This window comes from Enterobacter sp. RCC_40, from assembly GCF_041360735.1.
Classification (GTDB): Bacteria; Pseudomonadota; Gammaproteobacteria; order Enterobacterales; family Enterobacteriaceae; genus Enterobacter; species Enterobacter ludwigii.
This window is the reverse complement of the sequence record NZ_JBFUPR010000004.1, coordinates 62,502-88,874: the sequence shown is the minus strand read 5'-3', so window position 1 is coordinate 88,874 and position 26,373 is coordinate 62,502. Positions and strand designations below refer to the sequence as shown.

27 protein-coding genes and 1 tRNA gene are annotated in these 26,373 nt (G+C 53.5%); 18 read left to right on the top strand and 10 right to left on the bottom strand.

Going from position 1 to position 26,373, the window contains the following annotated elements; translation table 11 throughout:
- Positions 1–30 precede the first annotated feature (30 nt).
- Positions 31–762 carry a MurR/RpiR family transcriptional regulator gene (locus AB6731_RS15020; protein ID WP_371006583.1) on the bottom strand — a complete coding sequence of 244 codons (732 nt, stop codon included), beginning with the start codon at positions 760–762 and terminating at the stop codon, positions 31–33.
- 266 nt (positions 763–1,028) lie between these two features.
- Here AB6731_RS15020 and AB6731_RS15015 point away from each other — a divergent pair, with 266 nt between their 5' ends.
- On the top strand, positions 1,029–1,688 hold the full coding sequence (locus AB6731_RS15015; RefSeq protein ID WP_014171517.1) for a hemolysin III family protein: 660 nt from the start codon (positions 1,029–1,031) through the stop codon (positions 1,686–1,688).
- A gap of 110 nt (positions 1,689–1,798) precedes the next feature.
- Here AB6731_RS15015 and ygfZ read toward each other — a convergent pair whose 3' ends face one another.
- Positions 1,799–2,779 (bottom strand): tRNA-modifying protein YgfZ, encoded by a 981-nt coding sequence (gene ygfZ, locus AB6731_RS15010; protein ID WP_078774199.1) that lies wholly within the window; start codon positions 2,777–2,779, stop codon positions 1,799–1,801.
- A 294-nt stretch (positions 2,780–3,073) separates the two neighbouring features.
- Between ygfZ and sdhE the strand changes: the two genes are divergently transcribed.
- Together sdhE and AB6731_RS15000 are read left to right on the top strand one after the other, a co-directional pair.
- On the top strand, positions 3,074–3,340 hold the full coding sequence (gene sdhE, locus AB6731_RS15005; protein WP_003863437.1) for an FAD assembly factor SdhE: 267 nt from the start codon (positions 3,074–3,076) through the stop codon (positions 3,338–3,340).
- Entirely contained in the window at positions 3,321–3,731 is a 411-nt protein-coding gene (locus tag AB6731_RS15000; protein ID WP_014171514.1) for a protein YgfX, read from the top strand. Before sdhE ends, AB6731_RS15000 begins: the two co-directional genes overlap by 20 nt.
- 6 nt (positions 3,732–3,737) lie before the next feature.
- On the opposite strand, the gene fldB is transcribed toward AB6731_RS15000, so the two are convergent.
- Complete coding sequence (fldB, locus tag AB6731_RS14995; protein WP_014171513.1) at positions 3,738–4,259, bottom strand: flavodoxin FldB; 522 nt, start codon at positions 4,257–4,259, stop codon at positions 3,738–3,740.
- Between the two features lie 101 nt (positions 4,260–4,360).
- Between fldB and xerD the strand changes: the two genes are divergently transcribed.
- From xerD to lysS, 5 genes are all read left to right on the top strand, one after another.
- Positions 4,361–5,257: a site-specific tyrosine recombinase XerD gene (gene xerD, locus AB6731_RS14990; RefSeq protein WP_014171511.1), complete on the top strand. Its 897-nt coding sequence runs from the start codon at positions 4,361–4,363 to the stop codon at positions 5,255–5,257.
- Positions 5,258–5,280: 23 nt separating this feature from the next.
- Positions 5,281–5,994, top strand: coding sequence for a bifunctional protein-disulfide isomerase/oxidoreductase DsbC (gene dsbC / locus AB6731_RS14985; RefSeq protein ID WP_371006520.1), 714 nt, complete (start codon positions 5,281–5,283; stop codon positions 5,992–5,994).
- Between the two features lie 5 nt (positions 5,995–5,999).
- Positions 6,000–7,733, top strand: a complete 1,734-nt coding sequence (recJ, locus tag AB6731_RS14980) for a single-stranded-DNA-specific exonuclease RecJ (RefSeq protein WP_311382854.1) — start codon at positions 6,000–6,002, stop codon at positions 7,731–7,733.
- Positions 7,734–7,823: 90 nt separating this feature from the next.
- Positions 7,824–8,922, top strand: a protein-coding gene (gene prfB, locus AB6731_RS14975; RefSeq protein WP_104440355.1) for a peptide chain release factor 2 whose coding sequence is annotated in 2 segments (ribosomal slippage) — positions 7,824–7,898 and positions 7,900–8,922 — 1,098 coding nt in all. Because the reading frame shifts where the segments join, the coding sequence is not laid out codon by codon here.
- Between the two features lie 9 nt (positions 8,923–8,931).
- A complete protein-coding gene (lysS, locus tag AB6731_RS14970; RefSeq protein WP_251884621.1) occupies positions 8,932–10,449 on the top strand; it encodes a lysine--tRNA ligase in 1,518 nt (505 codons plus the stop codon).
- A gap of 39 nt (positions 10,450–10,488) precedes the next feature.
- Here lysS and idi read toward each other — a convergent pair whose 3' ends face one another.
- The gene (gene idi / locus AB6731_RS14965) at positions 10,489–11,031 is read right to left on the bottom strand and encodes an isopentenyl-diphosphate Delta-isomerase (RefSeq protein ID WP_371006519.1); all 543 of its coding nucleotides are present in this window, start codon (positions 11,029–11,031) and stop codon (positions 10,489–10,491) included.
- A gap of 162 nt (positions 11,032–11,193) precedes the next feature.
- On the opposite strand from idi, the gene actS reads away from it, so the two are divergent.
- The 5 genes from actS (at position 11,194) to AB6731_RS14940 (ending at position 13,702) form a co-directional block, all read left to right on the top strand.
- Positions 11,194–11,934: an amidase activator ActS gene (gene actS / locus AB6731_RS14960; protein ID WP_014171504.1), complete on the top strand. Its 741-nt coding sequence runs from the start codon at positions 11,194–11,196 to the stop codon at positions 11,932–11,934.
- 80 nt (positions 11,935–12,014) lie between these two features.
- A tRNA-Gly gene (locus AB6731_RS14955) sits at positions 12,015–12,088 on the top strand.
- A gap of 375 nt (positions 12,089–12,463) precedes the next feature.
- Positions 12,464–12,697: a hypothetical protein gene (locus AB6731_RS14950; protein ID WP_047356716.1), complete on the top strand. Its 234-nt coding sequence runs from the start codon at positions 12,464–12,466 to the stop codon at positions 12,695–12,697.
- Between the two features lie 103 nt (positions 12,698–12,800).
- Positions 12,801–13,343, top strand: a complete 543-nt coding sequence (locus AB6731_RS14945; RefSeq protein ID WP_032680339.1) for a type IV secretion protein Rhs — start codon at positions 12,801–12,803, stop codon at positions 13,341–13,343.
- A 2-nt stretch (positions 13,344–13,345) separates the two neighbouring features.
- Positions 13,346–13,702: a putative T6SS immunity periplasmic lipoprotein gene (locus tag AB6731_RS14940; RefSeq protein ID WP_371006518.1), complete on the top strand. Its 357-nt coding sequence runs from the start codon at positions 13,346–13,348 to the stop codon at positions 13,700–13,702.
- A gap of 572 nt (positions 13,703–14,274) precedes the next feature.
- Here the strand turns inward: AB6731_RS14940 and AB6731_RS14935 are convergent.
- The 6 genes from AB6731_RS14935 to AB6731_RS14910 form a co-directional block, all read right to left on the bottom strand.
- On the bottom strand, positions 14,275–14,487 hold the full coding sequence (locus tag AB6731_RS14935; RefSeq protein WP_014171502.1) for a hypothetical protein: 213 nt from the start codon (positions 14,485–14,487) through the stop codon (positions 14,275–14,277).
- 69 nt (positions 14,488–14,556) lie between these two features.
- The gene (locus AB6731_RS14930) at positions 14,557–15,516 is read right to left on the bottom strand and encodes a LacI family DNA-binding transcriptional regulator (protein ID WP_025203317.1); all 960 of its coding nucleotides are present in this window, start codon (positions 15,514–15,516) and stop codon (positions 14,557–14,559) included.
- Positions 15,517–15,593: 77 nt separating this feature from the next.
- Complete coding sequence (locus AB6731_RS14925; protein WP_181216165.1) at positions 15,594–16,499, bottom strand: ROK family protein; 906 nt, start codon at positions 16,497–16,499, stop codon at positions 15,594–15,596.
- A gap of 41 nt (positions 16,500–16,540) precedes the next feature.
- Positions 16,541–16,870 (bottom strand): PTS lactose/cellobiose transporter subunit IIA, encoded by a 330-nt coding sequence (locus AB6731_RS14920; protein WP_014171499.1) that lies wholly within the window; start codon positions 16,868–16,870, stop codon positions 16,541–16,543.
- A 2-nt stretch (positions 16,871–16,872) separates the two neighbouring features.
- Complete coding sequence (locus AB6731_RS14915) at positions 16,873–18,195, bottom strand: PTS sugar transporter subunit IIC (RefSeq protein WP_371006517.1); 1,323 nt, start codon at positions 18,193–18,195, stop codon at positions 16,873–16,875.
- 14 nt (positions 18,196–18,209) lie between these two features.
- Positions 18,210–18,521, bottom strand: a complete 312-nt coding sequence (locus AB6731_RS14910) for a PTS sugar transporter subunit IIB (protein ID WP_014171497.1) — start codon at positions 18,519–18,521, stop codon at positions 18,210–18,212.
- A 169-nt stretch (positions 18,522–18,690) separates the two neighbouring features.
- Between AB6731_RS14910 and AB6731_RS14905 the strand changes: the two genes are divergently transcribed.
- The 5 genes from AB6731_RS14905 to manA all read left to right on the top strand — a co-directional run bounded on the left by AB6731_RS14905 (position 18,691) and on the right by manA (position 26,347).
- On the top strand, positions 18,691–19,962 hold the full coding sequence (locus AB6731_RS14905; RefSeq protein ID WP_020883745.1) for a PTS sugar transporter subunit IIC: 1,272 nt from the start codon (positions 18,691–18,693) through the stop codon (positions 19,960–19,962).
- A 208-nt stretch (positions 19,963–20,170) separates the two neighbouring features.
- The gene (locus AB6731_RS14900; protein ID WP_032678913.1) at positions 20,171–21,508 is read left to right on the top strand and encodes a carbohydrate porin; all 1,338 of its coding nucleotides are present in this window, start codon (positions 20,171–20,173) and stop codon (positions 21,506–21,508) included.
- Between the two features lie 11 nt (positions 21,509–21,519).
- On the top strand, positions 21,520–23,715 hold the full coding sequence (locus tag AB6731_RS14895) for a CBM35 domain-containing protein (protein ID WP_333097730.1): 2,196 nt from the start codon (positions 21,520–21,522) through the stop codon (positions 23,713–23,715).
- Between the two features lie 50 nt (positions 23,716–23,765).
- Positions 23,766–25,184 carry a glycoside hydrolase family 1 protein gene (locus tag AB6731_RS14890; RefSeq protein ID WP_371006516.1) on the top strand — a complete coding sequence of 473 codons (1,419 nt, stop codon included), beginning with the start codon at positions 23,766–23,768 and terminating at the stop codon, positions 25,182–25,184.
- Positions 25,181–26,347: a mannose-6-phosphate isomerase, class I gene (gene manA / locus AB6731_RS14885; RefSeq protein ID WP_207968528.1), complete on the top strand. Its 1,167-nt coding sequence runs from the start codon at positions 25,181–25,183 to the stop codon at positions 26,345–26,347. The genes AB6731_RS14890 and manA overlap by 4 nt, the downstream gene beginning before the upstream one ends.
- The last annotated feature ends 26 nt before the right edge of the window (positions 26,348–26,373 follow it).

Below are 26,373 nucleotides of genomic sequence, written 5' to 3'. Positions count from 1 at the left end.
TAATTTGTCACATCGAAAAAACAGGGTGTTTTATTCTGCCACTTTCTTCGCCAGTTTCCGGCCAAGTGATTCGAGAATATAGATGACGGGTATTTGTGTGGTGATATCGTACACGCCGCCTATCCGCGTCTGAGGGACATGCCAGGAGAGGTTAAAGTCCGCGAGCTTTGCCAGGCGCGAGTGCTCGTGGCTGGTAATGGAGAGCACTTTGCAGCGATGCAGGCTAAACTGGCTGGCAAAGCGCAGGATCTCTTCGGTTTCACCGGATACCGACAGCACAATCGCCAGCGCGTTTTTAGCCATATCATTGGTGACCGGGAAATAAGGATCGTCGATGTGGTTGCTGAATTTACCGATATTCGAAAAGAAGCGTGCGCCATATTTTGCCAGCGAGCCAGACGTGCCCGCACCGACAAATATAATACGTTCGGAGGATAAAATAATATCGACCGCCTCATCTAATAAAGCATCGAACTCTTCGTTATTAACGCCTTTAAAGAAGCTGATAATTTCACTGGCACCAAAATTTGCCTGCTGAGGTTCGTTCTGCTCTAAATAGAGCTTAAAGCGCACGCGGAATTCAGAGTAGCCTTCGCAGTTGAGTTTGCGGCAAAAGCGCAGGATAGTGGTCGTTGAGACGCCAGCCGCATCCGCCAGCTCGCGGATGGTCATGTACATGACTTTGTCACGATTTTTAATGACATAGTTGTAGACCATCATTTCCAGATTATTGAGACTGGCAATGGCGGCGTGGGTGAACATACTCACAATGGCGAAACTCTCATTCAGACCTCATTTATCCATCATAACATGCAGCAAGTCGGCAGGATCCAATTTTATGCCCTTGATTCTTAATGATTAAATTTTAATGTGAACAAATGTTAGGTGAATAATTTGTTTATGTTCATGATTTATAGATAAAAATTATGTTTGTGAAATTATTTTAGCTAACAGGTGTTCACTGGAATCATTCTCAGTTAGCATAGACAGGTGATGAATATTCATCGTTAGTTTTCCCGGAGTTTTGTATGGTGAGCAGACCATTAATTGCACAGGGATATTCGCTGGCTGAGGAAATAGCCAACAGTATTAGCCACGGTATTGGCCTGGTTTTTGGGATTGTCGGTTTAGTGTTATTGCTGGTGCAGGCGGTGGATACGAATGCCAGCGCAATGGCCATCACCAGCTACAGTCTGTATGGCGGGAGTATGATCCTGCTGTTCCTGGCGTCGACGCTGTACCACGCTATCCCGCATCAACGGGCCAAGATCTGGCTCAAGAAATTCGACCACTGCGCTATCTATCTTCTTATTGCAGGGACCTACACGCCTTTCCTGCTGGTGGGTCTTAACTCGCCGCTGTCGCGTGGCCTGATGATTGTTATCTGGAGCCTGGCGCTGCTGGGGATCCTGTTTAAGCTGACCATTGCCCACCGGTTTAAGGTGCTGTCGCTGGTGACCTATCTCACGATGGGCTGGCTTTCGCTGATTGTGGTTTATCAACTGGCGATCAAGCTGGCGGTAGGGGGCGTGACGCTTCTGGCCGTTGGGGGCATCGTCTACTCGCTGGGCGTCATTTTCTATGTTTGCAAGCGTATCCCGTACAATCATGCTATCTGGCATGGGTTTGTGCTGGGCGGTAGCGTGTGCCACTTTTTAGCGATTTATCTCTATGTGGGGCAGGTTTAATTTCAGAACGTTGATCTTCTTGCCTTCGCCCTCTCTTCGTGAGAGTAAGCAAAAAAAAACGGTAACCGTCAGGTTACCGTTTTTTTATCTCGTCGCCGGGCAATGACGCCTTACTCTTCCAGCGAATACGGCAGTGGCTCAATGCTCAGCGTATTGGCATCGTCACGCACGCGGAACACGCTGTCGGCTTCCATATCGTTGTTCATGACGGCCTGAACCAGAAGGCGGCCATCATCCAGTTGAACTGCGGCTAACACCGTGCCGGTACGGCGCCAGTTCTCGCCCATCTTCAGCTCTAAATCTTCACCAGCGTCAGGCACACGGCTGGCGTGGCCCGCCAGGGTCCACAGTGCGCGTTTGTTGGCTCCGCGGAATTTGGCGCGTGCCACCATCTCCTGGCCGGTATAGCACCCTTTCTTAAAGCTAATGCCACCCAGCGCCTGCAGGTTGGTGGCCTGAGGAATGAACTGCCCGCTGTTTGCGGCGTCAATCACCGGCAGCCCGGCTTCAATGTTCAGCGCCAGCCACTGTTGGCTGTTATTAAACTGGACTTCACCGCGCAGCGCCTCGGTAACGCGTTCGGCGGTCGCGGTATCCGTGACTAACAGAAAGCGTTCAGCCGGGTGTTCAAACCACAGGATAGACGTTGCACCTTCGCTGACGACCTGTTTCTGGGCATCCGGGAGCTCACTGAACAGATTTTTCAGCGCCGCACGGGCCTGGAAGCCTGCCACGCCCAGCAGAACGTGTTCATCATCCGCGGCGATAGTGACTTTTGAGAAGACCGCGTATTTTTTCAGCTCGGTGAGCTGCGCGTCCCGCAGGCTGCGGCGCTCAATAAAGGCAAAACCCTCCTGACGACGGAACAGGCGCAGGTTGCTCCACATCTTCCCTTTTGGATCGCAGTGTGCGACCAGCAGATGCTGATGTTCGTCCATCTGGCTGACGTCGGCGGTTACCTGGCCCTGCAGGTATTTTTCGCTGTCTGCACCGGTGAGTGTCGCCAGCGCCCAGTCATCAAGAGTAATAAGCGTCAGCGGCAGACGCGCAGAGGCGGCGGGCTGGCGAGGAGAAAATGGTGTAAAGGCCATAACGATATCCTGAATTGCTTAACGCTTTGATAATGCCTAATGGTAAAAGAGCCTGCTGGCATTGCAAGCGCTTTCAACAGGCCATTTGTGCCTTAACCCGGTTATGCGTAGTGCCACGCAAAATAGTGTAATCCGCTGTCTTTATAGGGTTTATTGTGGAAGCGCGCTCGTGGTTCGCAATATTCCAGTAAAGAAACGGTCAAAAACACGTTACACTAGCTGGTGTCCCCGCAGAGAAATCAAGAACACTGGACGGGGTGCCGACTGTGCCAAACGTAATGCAGGAAACAGAACATGGATATTAACAACAAGGCCCGTATTCACTGGGCGTGCCGTCGCGGCATGCGTGAACTTGATATTTCCATCATGCCTTTCTTCGAATATGAGTATGACAGCTTAAGCGATGATGATAAGCGTCTGTTTGTTCGCCTGCTTGAGTCTGACGATCCTGATTTATTTAACTGGCTGATGAATCACGGCAAACCCGCCGACACCGAGTTGCAACGGATGGTGCAATTAATTCAAACACGGAATCAGGAACGTGGTCCTGTGGCAATCTGACCTTCGCGTCTCGTGGCGCTCGCAGTGGATGTCGTTGTTGCTCCACGGACTGGTCGCGGCCTTTGTGTTACTGATGCCGTGGCCGCTTAGCTATACGCCTCTGTGGTTGCTGTTGCTGTCGTTTGTGGTGTTTGACAGCGTGCGCAGCCAGCGCCGCATTCATGCCCGTCAGGGGGAGATCAAATTACTGATGGATTCCCGCCTGCGCTGGCAGGGAAAAGAGTGGGAAATTCTCGGTATGCCCTGGATGATCGCTTCCGGCATGATGCTGCGGCTACGTAGCGTGGACAGCGGGCGTCGCCAGCATCTGTGGCTGGCCGCGGACAGTATGGATAGCGCTGAGTGGCGGGACCTGCGTCGGATGTTATTGCAGCAGCTGACGCAGGAGTAATTCGCGTTAGCTGAACTGTTCTGCCATTTCGCCCAGAATCTGCTCACACCAGCTTTGCAGGCGCTCATCGCTGAGATCGTACTGGTTGGTTTCATCCAGTGCCAGCCCGACAAACAGCTGCCCATCGGCAATAATCGGTTTCTTACTGGTGAACTCGTACCCTTCGGTTGGCCAGTAACCGATAAACGTGACGCCCTTCGGTGCCAGTTTGTCGTGCAGCATGCCGAGTGCGTCCAGGAACCACTCACCGTAACCCAGCTGATCTCCCATGCCGTACATGGCAATGATTTTGCCGTCGAGGTTAAGCGTATCAAGCTGGTCCCAGATGGCTTCCCAGTCTTCCTGTATTTCGCCGAAATCCCAGGTCGGGATGCCGAGGATCAGCACGTCGTACTGCTCCATCAGCGTAAGCGCGTCATCTTTCAGGTTATGCAACGTCACCAGTTCCGGGCCAATGATGTCCCGAATTTTCTCTGCCGCCATTTCGGTGTAGCAGGTGCTGGAACCATAGAACAGACCAATATTCATCGCGTGACTATCTCAATTCTTGCTTTGACTTTGCGCGTAGTGTACCAGAAACCGGTAGCAATCAGGCATAATGGCCTGACTGCAGAATCAAAGGGGCTGATGTGGAAAAGGATCTCGCACTCATCGAACAGTTTCTCGATGCACTGTGGCTGGAGAAGAACCTGGCCGAGAATACGCTCAGTGCCTACCGGCGCGATCTCACCATGCTGGTGGAGTGGCTGGCGCACCGTGGGCTGTCGCTGGCGAACGCCCAAAGCGACGACCTGCAGGCGCTGCTGGGCGAGCGGATGGAAGGGGGCTACAAGGCCACCAGTTCCGCACGTTTGCTCAGCGCAATGCGTCGGCTGTTCCAGCACCTCAACCGTGAAAAAATTCGCGAAGACGATCCCAGTGCGCTCCTGGCCTCCCCGAAACTCCCGCAGCGGCTGCCGAAAGATCTCAGCGAAGCACAAGTTGAGAGATTATTACAGTCACCCGCAGTTGACCTGCCGCTGGAGTTACGCGATAAAGCCATGCTTGAGCTATTGTATGCTACCGGTTTGCGTGTTTCTGAACTGGTCGGCCTGACGATGAGCGACATTAGCCTTCGTCAGGGCGTGGTTCGCGTAATCGGTAAAGGAAACAAGGAAAGGCTGGTGCCGCTGGGTGAAGAGGCGGTGTACTGGCTGGAAACGTATCTGGAGCACGGTCGTCCATGGTTGCTTAATGGCGCTTCAATCGACGTCTTGTTCCCCAGCCAGCGCGCACAACAGATGACGCGGCAAACGTTCTGGCATCGCATCAAACATTACGCCACACTGGCGGGTATCGACAGTGAAAAGCTTTCGCCACACGTTTTGCGTCATGCCTTTGCGACGCATCTGCTGAACCACGGCGCCGACCTGCGCGTGGTGCAGATGCTGCTGGGACACAGCGATCTTTCCACGACCCAAATTTATACCCATGTCGCGACGGAACGGCTGCGGCAGCTACACCAACAGCACCACCCACGAGCGTGAGTGCCGACGAATTAGGATCTTATATGAAAAAGTCTTTCGCGCTGTTCACCCTGCTGGCAGCCTCATTTACCGGTTTTGCCCATGCGGATGACGCCGCTATCAAACAGTCTCTGGCGAAGCTTGGCGTCACCAGCAGTGATATCCAGTATGCACCGGTTGCCGGCATGAAAACGGTTCTGACGAACAGCGGCGTGCTGTACGTGACCGAAGACGGAAAACACATTATTCAGGGGCCAATGTACGACGTGAGCGGTGCACAGCCGGTCAACGTAACCAACCAGCTGCTGATGAAAAACCTGAACGCGCTCGAAAAAGAGATGATCGTTTATAAAGCGGCGCAGGAAAAACACGTCATTACCGTCTTCACCGACATCACCTGCGGCTACTGCCATAAGCTGCATGAAGAGATGAAAGATTACAACGCGCTGGGGATCACCGTGCGTTATCTGGCCTTCCCGCGCGCGGGCGTTGAGAGCAAGCCAGAGCAGGATATGAAAGCTATCTGGTGTGCGAAAGACCGCAACAAAGCCTTTGATGACGCGATGAATGGCAAAGGCGTGCAGCCTGCATCCTGCGACATTGATATCGCTAACCACTACGCGCTGGGTGTGCAGTTTGGCGTGAACGGTACGCCAGCGATTGTCCTGAGCAATGGCTATGTTGTTCCGGGTTATCAGGGACCTAAAGAGATGAAAGAGTTCCTCGACGCGCACCAGAAACAGTTTGGTGGTAAATAATTCGCGTGAAAGCCCCAATAAAACTGCGCCGCCGCGAGGCGGTTGAACATGCTGATTTGCCTGACGACCTCCCGCCGCTGCTAAAGCGGCTATACGCCAGCCGTGGCGTGCGTACCGCCGCCGACCTTGAGCGCAGCGTTAAAGGGATGTTGCCATGGCAGCAGTTAAACGGCATCGAAAAAGCCACAGAAATACTCTACAACGCGCTGTGTGAAGGTACGCGCATTGTGGTAGTGGGGGATTTTGATGCTGATGGCGCAACCAGTACCGCGCTGAGCGTGCTGAGCCTGCGCGCGCTGGGCTGCGACAACGTGACATATCTGGTGCCGAACCGGTTTGAAGATGGTTACGGCCTCAGCCCGGAAGTGGTCGATCAGGCCCATGCCCGCGGCGCACAGCTGATCCTGACCGTAGACAATGGGATTTCTTCCCATGCGGGCGTCGATCATGCGCATCAGCTGGGGATCCCGGTGCTGGTTACCGATCACCACCTGCCGGGTGAAACGCTGCCTGACGCGGAAGCGATCATCAACCCGAATCTGCGCGACTGCGATTTCCCGTCGAAATCACTCGCAGGCGTCGGCGTGGCATTTTATCTGATGCTGGCGTTACGCACGCTGCTGCGTGATAAGGGCTGGTTCGACGCCCGCGGTATTGCCGTGCCGAACCTGGCCGAGTATCTCGACCTGGTCGCACTGGGGACCGTCGCAGACGTGGTGCCGCTCGATACCAATAACCGTATTCTGACCTGGCAGGGCTTAAGCCGCATCCGGGCGGGCAAATGCCGTCCCGGTATCAAAGCGCTGCTTGAGATTGCTAACCGCGATCCGCTCAAGCTGGCGGCAAGCGATCTGGGCTTCGCCCTGGGGCCTCGCCTGAACGCGGCCGGCAGACTGGACGACATGTCCGTTGGCGTCGCGTTGCTGCTGTGCGACAACATTGGTGAAGCGCGCGTGCTGGCTAATGAGCTGGACGCCCTGAACCAGACCCGTAAAGAGATTGAACAGGGAATGCAGGTTGAAGCGCTGACCCTGTGCGAAAAGCTGGAACGCAGCGGCGATACGCTGCCGGGCGGCCTGGCGATGTATCACCCTGAGTGGCATCAGGGCGTGGTGGGCATTCTGGCTTCGCGTATTAAAGAGCGTTTCCACCGCCCGGTCATTGCGTTTGCACCGGCTGGTGATGGCACCCTCAAAGGCTCCGGGCGTTCGATTCAGGGGCTGCACATGCGCGATGCGCTGGAGCGTCTGGATACCCTCTACCCGGGTTTGATGCTCAAGTTCGGCGGCCATGCCATGGCGGCAGGTTTGTCGCTGGAAGAGGCGAAGTTCGACGAGTTCCAGCGTCTGTTCGGCGAGCTGGTCACCGACTGGATTGACCCGGCCCTGCTGCAGGGCGAAGTGGTTTCCGACGGCGAACTCACGCCGGTTGAGATGACGATGGAAGTGGCACAGATGCTCCGGGATGCAGGGCCGTGGGGGCAGATGTTCCCGGAACCCCTGTTCGATGGCCGCTTCCGTCTGCTGCAACAGCGCATTGTTGGTGAGCGCCATCTGAAAGTGATGGTCGAGCCTGTAGGCGGTGGCCCGCTGCTGGACGGTATTGCCTTTAACGTCGATACCGCTGTCTGGCCGGACAACGGCGTGCGCGAAGTTGAGCTGGCATACAAACTGGATATAAACGAGTTCCGCGGTAACCGCACCCTTCAGATCATCATCGACAATATCTGGCCAATTTAGCGGCAGTAATCTCTATAAAAAAGGGCGTGGATTCGGTACAATCCCGCTCTTATCACCGCATTTTGACAAGTCCATAAAAGAAAACAGACCATGTTTGAAATTAATCCGGTAAAAAACCGTATTCAGGACCTCACGGAGCGCTCTGACGTTCTTAGGGGGTATCTTTGACTACGATGCCAAGAAAGAGCGTCTTGAAGAAGTAAACGCCGAGCTGGAACAGCCGGACGTCTGGAACGAACCTGAACGCGCGCAGGCGCTGGGTAAAGAGCGTTCCTCTCTCGAAGCTATCGTAGATACGCTGGATCAAATGGCTCAGGGGCTGGAAGATGTTTCCGGTTTACTGGAGCTGGCCGTCGAAGCTGACGACGAAGAAACCTTTAACGAAGCCGTGGCTGAACTCGACGTGCTCGAAGAGAAGCTGGCACAGCTTGAATTCCGTCGCATGTTCTCCGGTGAATACGATAACGCTGACTGCTATCTCGATATTCAGGCAGGTTCTGGCGGTACCGAAGCCCAGGACTGGGCCAGCATGCTGATGCGCATGTATCTGCGCTGGGCGGAAGCCCGCGGCTTCAAAACCGAAATCATCGAAGAGTCTGAAGGTGAAGTGGCCGGTATTAAATCTGTCACCATCAAGATTATTGGCGATTACGCCTACGGCTGGCTGCGTACCGAGACGGGGGTTCACCGCCTGGTGCGTAAGAGCCCGTTCGACTCCGGCGGCCGTCGTCACACCTCCTTCAGCTCCGCGTTTGTCTATCCGGAAGTTGACGAAGATATCGATATCGACATCAACCCGGCGGATCTGCGTATCGACGTTTACCGCGCATCCGGCGCGGGTGGTCAGCACGTTAACCGTACGGAATCTGCGGTGCGTATCACCCACATTCCAACCGGACTGGTGACGCAATGCCAGAACGACCGCTCCCAGCATAAGAACAAAGACCAGGCCATGAAGCAGATGAAAGCGAAGCTTTATGAGCTGGAGATGCAGAAGAAAAATGCTGAGAAACAGGCGATGGAAGATAACAAATCTGACATCGGTTGGGGCAGCCAGATCCGTTCTTACGTCCTTGATGACTCCCGCATCAAAGACCTGCGCACCGGGGTTGAAACCCGTAACACGCAGGCGGTGCTGGACGGCAGCCTGGACCAATTTATCGAAGCAAGTTTGAAAGCAGGGTTATGAGGAACCAACATGTCTGAACAACAAGCACAGGGCGCTGACGCGGTAGTCGATCTTAATAACGAACTGAAAACCCGCCGCGAGAAGCTGGCAGCACTGCGCGAGCAGGGCGTGCCGTTCCCGAACGATTTTCGTCGTGACCATACCTCAGACCAACTGCACGCTGACTTCGACGGTAAAGAGAACGAAGAGCTGGAAGCGCTGAACATCGAAGTGGCCGTTGCTGGCCGCATGATGACCCGTCGTATCATGGGTAAAGCCTCCTTCGTGACGCTGCAGGACGTTGGCGGCCGTATTCAACTGTACGTCTCCCGTGACGACCTGCCGGAAGGCATCTACAACGAGCAGTTCAAGAAGTGGGACCTGGGCGATATCCTGGGGGCGAAAGGTAAGCTGTTCAAAACCAAGACCGGTGAGCTGTCTATCCACTGCACCGAACTGCGTCTGCTGACCAAAGCCCTGCGCCCGCTGCCGGACAAATTCCATGGCCTGCAGGATCAGGAAGCGCGCTACCGTCAGCGTTACCTGGATCTCATCTCCAACGATGAATCCCGTAAGACCTTCAAGATTCGCTCTCAGATCATGGCCGGTATCCGCCAGTTCATGGTTAACCGCGACTTTATGGAAGTGGAAACCCCAATGATGCAGGTGATCCCGGGCGGCGCGTCTGCACGTCCGTTCATCACCCATCACAACGCCCTCGATCTGGACATGTACCTGCGTATCGCGCCGGAACTGTACCTGAAGCGTCTGGTCGTCGGTGGTTTTGACCGCGTGTTCGAAATCAACCGTAACTTCCGTAACGAAGGCATCTCCGTGCGTCATAACCCAGAGTTCACCATGATGGAACTCTATATGGCGTATGCGGATTATAAAGATTTGATCGAGCTGACCGAATCACTGTTCCGTACCCTGGCGCAGGACATTCTGGGCACCACTAAAGTGCCTTACGGTGAAGAAGTCTTCGACTTCGGCAAGCCGTTCGAAAAACTGACCATGCGCGAAGCGATCATGAAATACCGTCCAGAAACCAACATGGCCGATCTGGATAACTTCGACTCTGCGAAAGCGATCGCGGAAAGCATCGGTATCAAAGTTGAGAAGAGCTGGGGTCTGGGCCGTATCGTGACCGAGATCTTCGAAGAAGTGGCCGAAGCGCACCTGATTCAGCCGACCTTCATCACCGAATACCCGGCAGAAGTTTCTCCGCTGGCACGTCGTAATGATATGAACCCGGAAATCACTGACCGCTTTGAGTTCTTCATCGGTGGCCGCGAAATCGGCAACGGCTTTAGCGAGCTGAACGATGCAGAAGATCAGGCTCAGCGCTTCCAGGATCAGGTTAACGCGAAAGCGGCGGGCGATGACGAAGCGATGTTCTTCGACGAAGACTATGTGACTGCGCTGGAGCACGGTCTGCCACCAACCGCAGGTCTGGGGATTGGTATCGACCGTATGGTTATGCTGTTCACTAACAGCCACACCATCCGTGATGTGATCCTGTTCCCAGCGATGCGCCCGGTGAAGTAAGCCGTTAAGACAGTAAAAAAAGCCCCGAAAGGGGCTTTTTTATTGCGCCGCGAAGGCCCTGAGCGCGTCACGGGCGACCGTCGCTTCCTGCACCATCCACGGGCTAAAGCTCCAGGGGGCAGCGTCCAGTGCGCGGAACAACGCTTCCAGTTCGACCCATTCATACTCCATCACTTCATCGTGATTAATATGCAGTACGCTGGTGACGCGTGCTGCGAATACCGGGCAAATCTCGTTCTCCACGATCCCCGAAGGATCGGCTTCACGATAACGGAACTCAGAGGCGATGGGGGTGATATTGGCGATCTCCGCGCCAACCTCAAAGCGGCAACGGCGGATGATAGCCTGTTCCGTCTTTTCACCAGACTGAGGATGTCCACAAACGGAGTTGGTCCAGACACCTGGCCAGGCTTTTTTGCTTAAGGCGCGTCGGGTAACCAGACACTCACCTCTGGCGTTAAAAAGCCACGATGAGAAAGCCAGGTGCAGCGGGGTGTGGGCGGTGTGCGCGGCGTACTTTTCCTGAGTGCCAATCACCATTCCCTGGTCATTTACCAAAATAACGTGTTCTTGAATACTCATTGATGCTCCAGTGCCAACGATGCGGATGGCTCAGCACCATCAGCAGCTGCATTATACTGCATTCCTCCATGCGCCGTTTGCTCTCAAGAGCGGAAAAGGGCTGACCCATATCAGTCTGGGCTGGTATCATAGTGCGCCATTCACGCTGACCGAGGATCTGTTTTGTTTGCAGGAAGCCTGACGAGAAATCCCATTACCGCCGTTTTTTGTCTGACGCTGACGCTATTACTGGCAGGCTGTTCAGGAAGCAAGTCGTCGGATATGGGCAGCTATTCCGGTGCGGTCTATACCGTTAAGCGCGGGGATACGCTGTATCGGATTTCGCGCGCAACGGGGACCAGCGTGAAGGATCTGGCGCGTCTGAATAACATCTCTCCACCCTACACCATCGAGGTGGGGCAGAAACTGAAGGTTAACGGTGGCGCGTCTTCAACGAAGAAATCCTCTAAAGGCAAAACAGCTAAAGTGACACCGTCTTACGCGGTGCCGCAGTCCTCATGGCCTCCGGTCGGCCAGCGTTGTTGGGTCTGGCCTGCCAGCGGCAAAGTCGTGTTGCCTTACTCCTTGTCTGAGGGGGGCAATAAAGGCATTGATATCGCTGCTGCGCGCGGCACGCCAGTCTATGCATCAGGGGCAGGGAAGGTGGTCTACGTCGGCAACCAGCTGCGCGGTTACGGTAACCTGATCATGATTAAGCATGGGGAAGATTACATCACAGCCTATGCCCACAACGATACGATGCTGGTGAACAACGGGCAGAATGTGAAGGCTGGGCAGAAGATTGCCACCATGGGCAGTACCGGCACGGACTCGGTGAAGTTACACTTCCAGATCCGCTATCGCGCCACAGCCATCGATCCGCAGCGTTATCTTCCGGCGCCAGGCAGTAAGCCAAAGTGCTAAGTGATTATATAATCGCCATTTAGTTGCAAAGAGGCTTGTATGAAGAGGCGTAAGGTCTATAATGCCTTACGCACCTCAAAGCGGGCGTAGTTCAATGGTAGAACGAGAGCTTCCCAAGCTCTATACGAGGGTTCGATTCCCTTCGCCCGCTCCAGTCTCTCCCTTTCTGAAGAAGCCCTTTAAATCCTTCTCTATCAGCAAATTAAATAGTTACCTATTTTTAGTCGCCTATGGGTTCTACCATTATGATCCGCCCCTGGTAACTGTCACGCTAAGTTACACGGTGAGATGACAGGATAACTCAGCGTTGGCGGCAGTTGCATCCTCACACCGCGATAGTAAAACGTGAAAAAAACCTATCCTGGCATTGTTATGACATCGACAGACTGATCACTCGCATTAAAGCCCGATATACAGGCTCTTCCAGCGCTTCGACAGATATACGAGCACCCTGATAAGGTGTGATCCCTCAGACAATCTGATGAAGTCGCTACGCTCTGCTTGTTGCTTGTACCACTAACGGGGCTTTATGGCTTCTATTGTCCAAAATCTGTTAGTTGCGCATTTTATGCACCCTGGATACCCTGAGATTAATCCTATTAACTCAAGGGTGAGCATGGCTATCGGGAAGAGACAGAACCAAAAGGAATCACCTGAAGAAGAGTTAGATCGCTTGCTGGATGAGCTTGAACTCACACAAGAGCAACGAGAGTTTATAGAATCTATGCGGCAAGAGGAGGGGGATAAAAGCAACGGGGAGTAGTGTTTGCACCGTCACTGCGTTTGATGAATGGCTAAAGTTCGCGTATAGACTATTTCGAATTATGATTTTACGATGTAGATAAATCATACAAGGAGGGCAGTTTATGAGCGCGCAGGCGGAGGAAGGTACATTACGCCGGATGACGTTAGGCGAGATTGCAATGGCTCGTAGGGTGTTCGGAGATTCAATAGTTTATAGCCGTGTCTGGATTCATTGCGACAGCTATTTACCCTTCGGACTTCAGAAACAAAACTATGCGATGACTCCCAACGGAGAGTTATGGTACAGAAAGTCGATGTACAGAGAAGATTTTTCCGCAAACTCTGTTTTCATCGAAGATAAATACGTTTTCATCCACGAACTGGGGCATGTGTGGCAACACCAACATGGGCAATGGGTGAGAGTGAGGGGGGCTTTTAGCTGGGCTGCTGAATATACCTACAAGCTGGATAAAGAAAAGCTCACTGATTACTCTCTTGAACAGCAAGCCTCTATTTTGGCTGATTACTGGTTACTGCTGGTTTATGGTATCAGTAAGTGGTCTTACTATCAGAGACCAGGGCGCATGGGGATGTACAGGGGCGTTGATATGTTGCAGGATGTCCCCTCGCTTTATCAGAAAATCGTAACAGGGAAGGGGCGTTAAACATGAAGAATAAAATATTGCTGGGTGTTGTATTCCTCTTAACGGGATGCCCTGGGCCTGGTGATCGAATGGTAGATCGCGAATCTACAACGGCATTAATCAAAGATAATCAAGTTTGTGTGGTGTCACCACTGGAGCCGCAGGAACGGATCACTGCTATTCAAATCAATAGCGATAATAGCGACTCTCTTCACAAGATTTTCGATGACAAGCCTGTTTATGTACCGAAGGGTGAGTGTCTTCCAGTATTTGGATTTAAGTTTACATCTGGAAAACGATATAACTTCGCGTATGGCGTCCAATCTGATAAGTCAGAATCGCATTTAGTCACCGCAGAATTTTCGTATCCCAAAGGATAAGGGGGCAGAACGCCCCCAAGATCTTACTTCTTCAAGTCACCAGTATATTGATATTCCATTGTGACTATTGTTTCCATACATCCGCTTAAGGATGGTTGAGAACAAACTCAGGTATAACCGCCGTGATCTGCTCCCCATTCATTAACACATCACAATGTAATTTATATCTGTATAAACCACGTGAGGACATCCCCTTAAAAAAGTATTTTTTGACAAACACATCTTCTGTATCCTCCGCCAGACCGAACCGGGGTTTTGCATTGAAACGCTGTCTTAAGGATGCTATTTAAGACGCCATCTTTTGGAACTTATGGTAGAAGTCTGGCGGTATGGAAGTACCCGAAGTGAAGCGGGAAGCCGTGGGTGTTATGTCTGAGTGAATATGGATTCAGCGATATTTTCATGCCCGGAAAATCATAAATGGCTTGCGGCAGGGCTATAACGAGTACAGACTTCATTTATCGCTTAATGACCAGACTCCATCTTAATTTGTCGCAGGACTGACTTTTAATCAAAAAAAATAGGGGGGTAAATTCTTACCGCCTGGTAATAACTCCACCCCTCCAAAACAATCAGGACTGTTTTGCCGCTTTACTCTGTGGGCAATCGTTGCCGCCCTGCATCACAACTTTTTCACTGCGCGAAGCATCGCCATACACGCATAACGTACCTTCATCGGTATGAATTTGCTCTTTCAGCGGCAGGGGCGTTTCCTGGGCGATGGCATAGCAGGAGAGCGCCGGGAAAAGGGTGAGGGCACTTATGAACAGAAAGGTTTTCATCATCTCGCTCCAGAACAGGGATAACGTTTATTGTGTTATCACACCCTTAAGCCGGCAATCGCTGCGTACCCGCTAGCTTTTTTCCATCACCGACTGGCGAGGTGTGAGTTTACCAATCACGGGGGAGAGCTCTGACGTGCGAACAGGTCGGCCATCCACCAGGCTTTTAATGCGCTCAACGCACTGAGTGAGCAACTGATCCATTGGCCACGAGATACAGGTCAGCTGTGGATAGAGCTGGGTTGCCAGAGGCGAATCTTCCAGACTCAGCAGCGATACTTCCTGCGGAACGGAAATGCCAAATTCCCGGAACAGACGCATCGCTTCAGCGGCATAGGCATCGCGTTTAACCACAATGGCGGAAAACTTGCTCAGGCTGTTGATAAGCGTCAGCAGCGCCTGTTCAACATCTTCATTCGCCGTTAACACCAGCTGGCGATTAAACGGCAAAGAGTAGTTTTGCAGGACGTTGCGATAGCCTTCCACCATCTTTTTACTGTTGTCATCGTGTTCGCTGTCAATCACCAGTGCGATATTGCGATGGCCCTTACCCGTCATGTAACGACAGGCGCTTTCCGTCGCAAAGGCAAAGTCATATCCCTGAGGTTTCGCATCCACCACGGGACGATCGAAGGAGATAACATTCTCTGCGCTACCGGCCGCAACCGGCCCAAAGACTACGACAGCAACGCACTGGCGCTGAAGATCATCAACGGTGACAGCCTGCTCAACAGGATCGTTTACGTACTCTACGATGAGCGTTTTATTCAACGCTTTCATGGCGCGGGAGAGCGCAGGCAGCAAACGTGCTCCGCTGCTTTCATCCTTCGCAGAGAGAACCAGACCAACGTAGCTTGATGACTGACTTGCCAGGTTTTGCGCGGCAAAGCTTGGGCGATAATTAAGCTCTTCTACGGCGCGCAGCACGGCTTCACGGCTCTCTTCGCGCACGCCGCGCGTCCCCGTCAACACGCGTGAGACGGTTGCTCGTGAGACATTGGCTAATCGTGATACATCGTCAATCGTTGGCATAGCATTTTCTGCGTGGTGGGTTTTGGTTATCTTAACATAACCCACCTTAAGAATCTTAGCCCCCCCCACAGGCGGTTTCACGTCTGCGCGGCGTGCAAACCCGGTAGCCACGCCGCGCCACGCACGCCACTGGCGTCGCCGTAACGGGCCGGGACGATACGGGTACGGCAGCTTTCCGAGAAGATGTAGGGCCTGATGGCGGCCGGAAGTTCGTCGTACAGCTGGCTGACATTTGATAACCCACCGCCCAACACAATAACCTGCGGATCAAGAATATTGATCACCGAGGCCAGACTGCGGGCAAAGGCGTCGATAAAGTGGCGCCAGTGGGCCCGCGCGGTCAGGTCTCCCTGGGCCGCCGCTTCAATGATGGCCTGCGCGCTCAGTTCGCTGGGATAACGGCGGGCAAAGCCGGTGCCAGAGATAAAGGTTTCGATACAGTTATGTTTCCCGCAATAGCAGGGCTGCGCCGGACCATCCGTCTCGGGGGCATAGCCAGGCAACGGGTTATGTCCCCATTCGCCAGCGATGGCGTTTGGCCCCTGAAGCAGACGCTTATGTACCGCCACGCCACCGCCGCATCCGGTACCGACAATTACGCCAAAGACGGTATCTGCTTCTGCACCTGCGCCATCAACCGCTTCAGACAGCGTGAAGCAGTCCGCGTCATTGGCTATCCACACGGGCTGATTGAGCTGCTGTGCTAAATCATGCTTCAGGTCGTGACCGTTGAGCACCAGGCAGTTGCAGTTTTTAATCAGCCCACTTTGTGGGTCGATGGCCCCCGGCAGGCCAATACCGATACTGAATGGCACTTCACTTACCGCGCGCGCTTCGCCGATAAACGCCAGCAGATGGTGCATAAAGGCGTCATAACTCTCTTTTTGCGTCGGACGACGCTCACGCCAAAGGCATTCGCCCTGAGGCGAAAGCAGGACGGCTTCCATTTTTGTGCCGCCAATATCGAGTCCAAGATAGTGCATACGTTCCTCGAAAAGGAGAGGCCAGCGCCTCTCCTGAATGGTTATGCCTGACGAGTGCGGTACAGTTCGATCAGCTCCGTCACCAGTTCTTTCGCCAGAATCGAGGTCATCAAATGATCCTGAGCGTGCACCATCACCAGCGTCATTTTGGTTTTGCCTTCCCCTTCGTCAGCTTCGATCAGTTGGGTTTGTACCAGATGCGCTTCACGGGCGAAGTGCGCCGCCTCTTTCATTCGCGCGTCGGCTGAGGCAAAGTCACCTTTTTTTGCGAAGCCAAGCGCTTCGTAGCAGAGACTGCGTGACTGACCGGCATTGATAATAATGCCCATGACCTGTTCTTCTAATTCCATCAGTAACCTCTGTGTTTTCACTATCAGGCGGACTGTGCCGCTTCTTCAGATTGTTCAACCGCATTTTCATGCTCTTGTTCCAGCAGCTGCTTCTCGTACGCTTTGAGGAACGGGAAGTACATGGCCGCTGAGGTAACCATGCACAGCAGGCAGAGGATCACCGGGCTAAAGCTCCAGTTGGCCGCCCAGGATGCGCCGATAGGGGCAGGCGTTGTCCACGGTGTCATCGAGACCACGCGACTGACCAGGTCGAAATCAAGGGCAAAGTAGGCGAGGGTGGCATTGACCATCGGAACCAGCACGAACGGCAGGAAAAAGAGCGGATTCATGATGATAGGGGCACCGAATAAAATCGGTTCGTTGATATTAAACATCCCCGGCACCACGCCCATACGCCCAATGGTACGCAGATGCACCGCTTTGCTGCGCAGCAGCAGTAACGCCAGCGGCAGCGTGGAGCCGACCCCGCCAATCAGCAGGTAGTGATCCCAGAATCCCTGAACGTAAATGTGCGGGATCGCCTGACCGGCAGCCATTGCTGCCTGGTTAACCGACAAGTTCGCCATCCAGAACGGGTTCATAATTCCGGTGACAATCAGCGCGCCGTGGATGCCCGCAAACCACAGAACCTGACACACCAGCACCGAGAGCAGAATGGCAGGCAGCGTATCGGAGGCGGCAACCAGCGGTTTCACCAGCGACATAATCGCTTCCGGAATAATCATGCCGAACTGGGCCTCAATGAAGAGGTTGAGCGGGTGCAAAGTGACAACAATTGCCAGCACCGGGATCAGAATTTCGAACGAACGCGCAACGCCCGTAGGCACTTCTGGCGGCAGGCGGATGGTAATATTGTGACGCTTCAGGAAGGCATACAGCTCGGTAGAGTAGATAGCCACCAGAATGGCCGTGAAGATCCCTTGCCCGGAGAAATAGGCGGTAGAAATCTGCCCGTCTTTTAACGGCGCAGCCACCAGCAGAAATGCCATCAGCGACAGCATGCCAGCGGTAAGGGCATCCAGATCGTGATGTTTGGCCAGGCTCGCGGCGATCCCGACAGAAATGAAGATCGTCATGATCCCCATGCTGAAGTTGAACGGCAGCATCAGGGCTTCACGGTGATCCAAGGAGAATTGCAGCCATGCCCGGGCGAAACCCCAGGACGTGTCGGGTGAGAAGGGCGGGAAAATAAACACCAGCATAAAGGAACCGACGATCATGAACGGCAGGGCGGTGATAAAGCCGTCACGAATCGAGGTCACATACTTCTGCTGCCCGACGGCGCCTGCCATCGGGGTAATTTTCTGTTCAATGACCTGGATAAGTTTCGCGTACAGAGAGCTCATGGGTTTTCCCTTCGTTATTTGTTATCTATCAGGGAGAGGGCGAAATCGAGAACGGCGCCCCCTTTTTGCATGCCGTAATCCATCATGTTGATAGGCTCAACACGGATCCCGTATTTATCAGCTTGTTTCTGAAGATCGCTTTGCATGTACTTCACCTGCGGTCCAAGCAGCACCACCTGATAGTGACCGACCTGCTCGGCGAATTCGGCCACGCCAAACGCTTTGATCTCCGCTTCCAGGCCACGCTTTTGCGCTTCGTCGACCATTTTTTTCACCAGCAGGCTGGTGGACATCCCGGCAGAACAACACAACATGATTTTTTTCATAACGTCTCCTTTGAACTTATGGCTGGAATATAGTCATCATGGAACAAAACGGAAAGCGCTTTCCGTTGGTGGATAAGGTAATTGTGACCGCGATCACCTGAGGGAATCTTTCACTTTGTCCGGATGTGCGAGATCATCGCGGCTATTCACGAACTATTAAGGTCGAGTTATGAACATTCATTTGATGAATGTTGCTGTGGATTTGATTGAGCAACGTCTCACACCAGCAGCCAATATAATCACCAGAAATCAACATATTACCGCGATGCGGGACGGCTTTTCCCTCGCCATGCCTTTTGTGATTGTGGGAAGCCTGATGGTGCCACTGCTGTTTCCACCGTTCGCCATTTCAAGTGCATCGCGCCTCGGACACGTCTATCTGCTGCTGCGTCCGATGCTGTTGCCAACCTTTGAGCTGACGCTCGGACTGGTGGCGCTGATTGTCGCGTTTGGTGCCAGCGCCAGTCTGGCCAAGCAGTATCAACTGCCGGAACGGCTGTGTGGACTCACCGGTTGCCTCTCCTTTTTGCTGTTCATTGGCTTTCGGGATAACGGTGCAACGAATATTTTTCTGGGCGGGATGGGGCTTTTCACTGCGCTCATTTCAAGCGCTTACTCTATTGAAATAATAAGGTTTTTCTACAAAAGAGGGTGGTGCATTCGTCTGCCGGAGGAGGTACCGGTGATGACGCGAAATGGTTTCCAGCTGCTGATGCCGCTGCTGGTGATCATGCTCTCCATTAGCGTAATGAATGCCGTGATGCTGCAGACGACCGGACAAATTTTGCCACAGCTGATTGGCGAGGCGTTACGCCCGCTTATCGTGGCATCCGATACCCTTACGGCGGTGCTTATCTCCTTGTTTCTGTGTAATCTTTTATGGTTCGTCGGTATTCATGGTGCCCTGATCATTACGGGCATCATGAACCCGTTCTGGCTCACCTATCTGTTTGAAAACCAGCGGGCCCTGGCCGCCGGGGAAGCCGTGCTGCCCCATATTTATCTGCAGGGATTCTGGGATTTTTATCTGCTGATTGGCGGTATCGGCTCTACGCTGCCGCTGGTCTTTATGGCGATGCGAAGCCGATCCCGGCAGTTGAAGAGCGTGGGGAAAATTGGCCTTCTGCCGTCGTTGTTCAACATTAACGAGCCGATATTGTTTGGTTTCCCCGTCATCATGAACCCGGTTTTTTTACTGCCCTTTGTGTTTGTACCGCTGATAAATGCCTGTATAGCTTGGTATTTAACCCAGCTTGGCGTGCTCGACAGAGCCGTCGCTATGCTGCCCTGGTCTATGCCTTCACCGCTGGGCGCAGCCTGGTCGGCGAACGGCAGCTGGAAAAATATGTGCATGTGCCTGTTCGCCTTTTTTAATGCATGGATGCTCTATCGCCCCTTCTTCAAGGTTCATGAACGCCAGTTGATGCAGCTGGAAAAATAATCCCCGCCTCCCTGCTTCTGCCCGTTCCTGATGGGCAGAAGATTATTTCGTGACATTCTTCACAAAAATTTTCTCTTTGATCTTAAATTTGTGATTCAATCCGGCAAACATGGAAAGCGCTTTCCGTTTGTGGATGTACATTTCCAGATTTGATCCTTACATTTCCCCTGCACGTTTAACCGTTAAAATAAAAATTCAAAGGGAACCTATGCAAACGTTAATGAAATCAATACCTCTGTCCTTGATTGCTCTTACTGTCATCAGCGGTTATGCCAGCGCCGATGAGAAATATGATTTCGCCCTCCACGGCTATTTACGCTCGGGTATTCTTGCCAATAGCGATGGCAACCGGGTCGATTCGGTGGGGCTGATGCCTGACGGGAAATGGCGTCTGGGTAACGAAGAAGATACCAAGATTGAGCTGATCCCGACGGTAACGCTGAAGTCGGATTCAGGCGCAGTCGCACGTATTCAGGCCAACCTGACGCACCAGACCAAATGTACCGCCGACTGGAACTGTACTGACGATGACGGCAAAGAGACCCAGTTCCGCGAAGGGTTTGCTGAATTAACGAATCTCGATTTTGCCCCGGACATGACCTTCTGGGCCGGTAAACGCTACAGCAGCTCCAACCTTTCCAGCCACCAGTTCGACTGGGAGTACATTCAGTACAACGGAACCGGGGGCGGGTTCGATAACCTGGACTTAGGCTTTGCGCGCTTTGATGCGGGTGTGTATGCCTTCTCGACCACCGACGAAGCCAAAGCTTATCCGGTAGATCTGGGGGATCAGGGCTATCCGGACGACTATTCGCTTAACCTGTGGTTTAAAAAGATCGGCGGCACCGGGCTCGACGTCGAACTTATCGGCCACCACATGAACCGCAATGAAAACCATCCTACCTCGGCTGAGAAGGGGTACGGCGTGACCGCGCTGTACAACTTTGACAGCTTCTACGGCCTGACTAACGGGTACTCCCGCATCGCTTTCCAGTATGGCAAAGGCCTGGCCGCCGCAGATTCGCTGGGTAAAAACGGCTGGGGCTGGGCAAACCTTGACGATACGCAATCCTGGCGCGTCGTGCTGGACAGCATGGCCAACCTGGGTGACGTGGAGGTATCGACCTTTGCGTTTTATCAGAAAGACAAAAACTACCGCTGGTGGACCAACGACGATGACGGCTGGGGACGTTCCATGTGGGTAGCGGGTATCCGTCCGTATCATCAGATAACCAAAAACTTCGCTATGCAATATGAGGTGGGCTACGAATATCTGGATGATAAAAACTACATGGGTGTAAACGGTAAAGGGAAAGGTGGCCTGACCAAGGTGACCATTGCGCCGACCCTGACCTTTGATTCAGGTTTCTGGAGCCGTCCGCAGCTGCGCTTCTTTGCCACCTACGCAAAATGGGATAAAGGCGTCTCGGATGCGATGGACAGAAATTACGACTGGAGCACTGGCACCCTGAGTCCGGGGGGATATTCACGTAGCGGCGATACCGATACGCTGAATTTTGGTGTGCAGGCTGAAGTCTGGTTCTGAGGAGAAAAGAGATGGCTTTCCCGATTCGAAAACTGCTTCTCGTCTCCTTACTCTCCGCGCTGGGAAGCGCGGGGGCTCTGGCGGCCGAGCAATCCCATTTTGAACACTTTATTACTCGCGATGGCGCAGCGTTAAAAGATGGCGATCGCGTCTTTCGCTTCGCCGGGATCCACGCCCCGGAGCTGCATCGTATAGAAGATGACGCGCGCGGAACCTGTAAGGCCGATCCGCGCGGCTGGGGGCAATACTTTAGATGGCCGACTGCTGAAGAGCAGGAGAACTGGATCAAAGCGCTGGTACAAACCGGTGCTAAAGCACAGCGCGTATATGTGCTTTCCGTGCAGCAGGAAAATGATGCTGCCTGCGGACGTGAGACACATATTCTGGCACCGGCAACGCCGGACGGCATGCCGCGGCTGAATGAAACGGCCATGAAAGTGTATGACAACATGATTGCCGAGGCGGATAAGCAGGGGCTGCGCCTGATTCTGCCGTTTATTGACCACTGGTGGTGGTGGGGGGGGCGCGAACAGCTGGCCGCGTTTTATCATGAAAAGCCGGAAGATTTTTATCGAACCGACAGTAAAACCTACCGTGCTTATCAGGATGTGATCCGTCAGGTGATTACCCGTACCAACACCATTACGGGACGCCATTACTATGATGAAAAGGCGATCATGGCCTGGGAAACGGGTAATGAGCTGGAAAACACCAATGCTGATTTCCTGCAGAAAACGTCGGCCTGGATCCGCAAGTGGGCGCCTCATCAGCTTGTCGTCGATGGTACCTATAAAAAGGTGAATGATTTCGCGCTCAACGATCCGAACGTCGACATCATCAGTAACCACTATTACACCAACGCCGAGAACAACCACCCCGAGCAGGTTCGTAAAGATCTGGAGGCGATTGGCGGCAAAAAGGTCTATCTGGTTGGCGAATTTGGTCTGCTCGATCAAAAAGACCTTAACACTATCATGCAGGCCATTGTGCATACCGAGGTCAATGGCGCGCAGGCGGCGGGGGGCTTTATCTGGGGCTTCCGTGGTCATCGCCATGATGGTGGTTTTTACTGGCACAAAGAGTTTACCGGGCACTACAGCTACCACCTGCCTGGCTTCCCGGTCGAGGGTAAAGCAAACCAGGAGATGGAGGTCGTCAATCTGGTGCGAACCGCCTCGGCGCAAATGGCGGGGCTGAGCCAGGCGCCGGCTCTGCCGGTCCCGGAAGCGCCTAAGCTGCGCGAGAGCAACTCACCGTTTGCCATTAACTGGATGGGATCCCCCGTCGGGCGTTATTACGATGTGGAGAGAGCGACTCAGCCACACGGCCCGTGGACCCGCGTTGGTCAGGATATCTCTGACGGCAAAAATGAGTGGGATCCGGCAAAAATGGATCTCTTCCGTGATGACTATCGCAGCCTGACGCTGGGCCAGACTTACTACTACCGGGTGATCGCAAAGAACGAAAGCGGTCAGTCTGCGCCTTCAAACGTGATTCGCCTTGAGCATACGCAGAAAAACCTGCCGCCGGTCATCACTCTGCAGGAGGCGCTCTCTACCACCGTGGATAAAGGCGTTCAGCTCACCGCGGCCTGGCAGGATGACAATCTGCCGGAGCCGAAGGTCAGCGTGGCATGGCATCACGAAGGCAAGGATAACGTCCACTTTTGTGACAGCACCAAAGCGGAAACCCGTGCCTGGTTCTCGGCTCCCGGTGACTATGCGTTGACCTTTACCGCTGACGATGGACTGCTGAAAAGCAGCAAGACGGTAAACGTTAGCGTGAAGGCCGCGGCGGGACCCGTGCCGGCGGACTACTGTCATTTTGGCGGCGGAACGCTGGACGTCAGCAAGGGGAAACTGAACATTACCAAGAGCGATAAAGATACGTTAGCGATTGGTGAAGACGGTTTCCTTGGTCCTTTTGCCAATGACGGAGACAGCGTGACCTGGCAGGTTAACGCCCCCTGGGACGGTAAGTTTGCCCTGCACGTGAAATTTAACGGCAAATGGGGGAGTAAGAAAAACTCGTTCATTGTGAACGGCGGAACGCCGGTGAACATTGAATTCCCGCAAACGGATGAGAAAGGCCAGACGATGATCGTACCGGTCACGCTCAGGGCAGGGGACAACACCATTAGCTTTGGCAAGTTCTCTGGCGACTGGGGATATATGTTCATCAAATCAATTGAAGTCACTGCAGAGTAGTTATTTGGCTGCCCTGTTCGGGGCAGCCCTTTTTTCATTCAGGAGGCGTTATGAACCGGTATCAATTCCCGGAAGGTTTTTTTTGGGGCGCAGCGGCATCAGGTCCGCAGACGGAAGGCATAGCCAATAAGCCGCACCGTTCTGTCTGGGACAGCTGGTTTGCCGAACAACCGGAGCGTTTTTTTCAGCAGATTGGTCCGCAGCACGTTTGTGAAACCTACAGTAAATATAAAGAAGACGTAGCCCTGATGAAGCAAACGGGGTTTAATTCGTTTCGAACCTCTATTCAGTGGTCGCGTCTGATCGATGATTTCAAAACCGGACAGCCAAACCGCGACGCCGTCCGCTTCTATAACGATTACTTCGATGAAATGATTGCCAACGGCATCGAGCCCATCATCAATCTTTACCATTTTGATATGCCCGAGGCGCTGCAAAAAGCATATGGCGGATTTGAGTCATCCTACGTAACCGAGCTTTTTGCCCGCTTCGCCCGCACCGCGTTCGAGCTGTTTGGCCATAAGGTGAAATACTGGATAACCTTTAATGAGCCGATCGTGCCGGTGGAAGGCGGTTATTTATATGACTTCCATTATCCGTATAAAAAAGATGGCAAACTGGCGGCTCAGGTCGCCTTTAATATTATGCTGGCGCACGCCAGGGCGGTGAATGTCTACCGTGAAATGGGCTTGCCGGGTGAGATTGGTGTCGTGCTCAACCTCACGCCTTCTTATACCCGCAGCGACAGCGAGGCCGATAAAAAAGCGGCCTGGTATGCCGACCTGCTGTTTAACCGTAGCTTCCTCGACCCGCTGGTTAAACATGAATTCCCCAAAGAACTGTGCGAAATCTTAACCGCAAACGGCTGCTTACCAGAGGTTTCACGGCAGGATGTGGAGACGATCCTGCAGTCGAGAATTGATTTTCTGGGGGTGAATTATTATGTGCCGAGAAGGGTAAAAGCGCGGGAAAGCGTTTACGCGCTCGATTACTTCACGCCGGAAGTCTATTTCGAAAATTACATTGATCCTCAGGGACGGTTTAACCCTTATCGCGACAATAACGAGATCCACCCGGAAGCTATCTATGACATTGCCTGCAATATTCGCGATAACTACGGCAACATCAAATGGTATCTGGCGGAAATTGGCATCGCGATGGATCTGCAGTCCGAAGGGCCGGTGCAGGCCGGTGGCGTGATAGATGACACCTTCCGTATCGCTCTGATGGAGGAGCATCTGGCTCAGCTGCATCGTGGTATCGCTGACGGCGCCAACTGTTTTGGTGTTCATCAGTGGACCTTCATTGATAACTGGTCCTGGATCAACAGCTTCAAGCGGCGATATGGCTTCTGGCGTCTGGATTTAGCCACCGGGGAGCGACAAATCAAACGTAACGCATTGTGGTTTGCGCAGCTGGCGGCTGAAAATGGCTTCACCCCTGGCGAATGTGAAAAGGATACGCAATGAGTCAGCCTTTTTACCGGATGCGTAACGGCATCAAAAATTACGCCTGGGGGAGTCGCGTAGCGCTTAATCATCTTTTTGGCCTGCTCAACCCTGACGATCAACCCCAGGCCGAGGTCTGGATGGGAAGCCACCCCGCAGGCTGCTCGGAGATTGAAACCGATACAGGGTTACGCTCTTTACAGGACCTTATTTCACAGAGGCCGGCAGAGATGTTGGGTGCGTGCGCGGGAGAAACTGCGGGGCAGTTGCCTTACCTGCTGAAGTTGCTGTCAGCGGATCGCGCACTGTCGCTGCAGGTACATCCCAATAAGCGCCAGGCAGAAGACGGGTTCGCCCGTCAGGGCAACCTGCCCGGAGAGGATTACACCGATGCGAACCATAAGCCCGAGCTGGTTTTTGCCCTGACGCCTTTTATGGCCATGAACGGCTTCCGGCCGTATCAGGAGATTGCTAATCACTTTTTGCGCCTGGATGCCCCGGCCCTGACGTCCGCGCTGTCGCTGTTTCGCAACAACCTGCATGCTGAAGGGCTTAAGGCCTTTTTTACGCGTCTGATGGCGCTTGAGCCGGCGGAAAAAGAGGGCGTGCTGACGTGTCTTGAAGCGCGACTTGCATGCGGGGTGTTTGCTCCGGTAGCGCCCTTTATCGAACGGCTACTGCGAGACTACCCGGGGGACATCGGGGCTCTGGCCCCGCTGTATCTGCACTGCATTACGCTTGCGCCGGGTGAGGCGATGTTCCTGCGCGCCGGTACGCTACATGCTTATGTGAACGGTACGGCGGTAGAGGTCATGGCCAGTTCTGACAACGTGCTGCGTGCGGGCTTAACCCCCAAGAACATCAATGTGGCAGAATTGGTGCGCTGTACGGTGTTTGACGAAACCCCAGCCGACCGCCTCAGGATGCATCCGCACCGGGAAGAGGGGATGCAGCAATACCCGATCCCGGTAACGGATTTTCGCTTTAGCGTCATTGAACATTGCGAGCAGCAAAGCATCCGGACAGACCGTGCGCAAATTCTGCTGGTGCTGAAGGGGAGTGCCACGCTCAGCCACGCCGAGGGTGCCACCATGACGCTGAACGCCGGTCAGTCTGCGTTCATCCCGGCGGTCACAACCTTATGGACGTTGACTCAGCGCGGGCAGTCTTGCCTGGTAAGCTGATGACGTAAGGCTTTCACTGCCGAGTG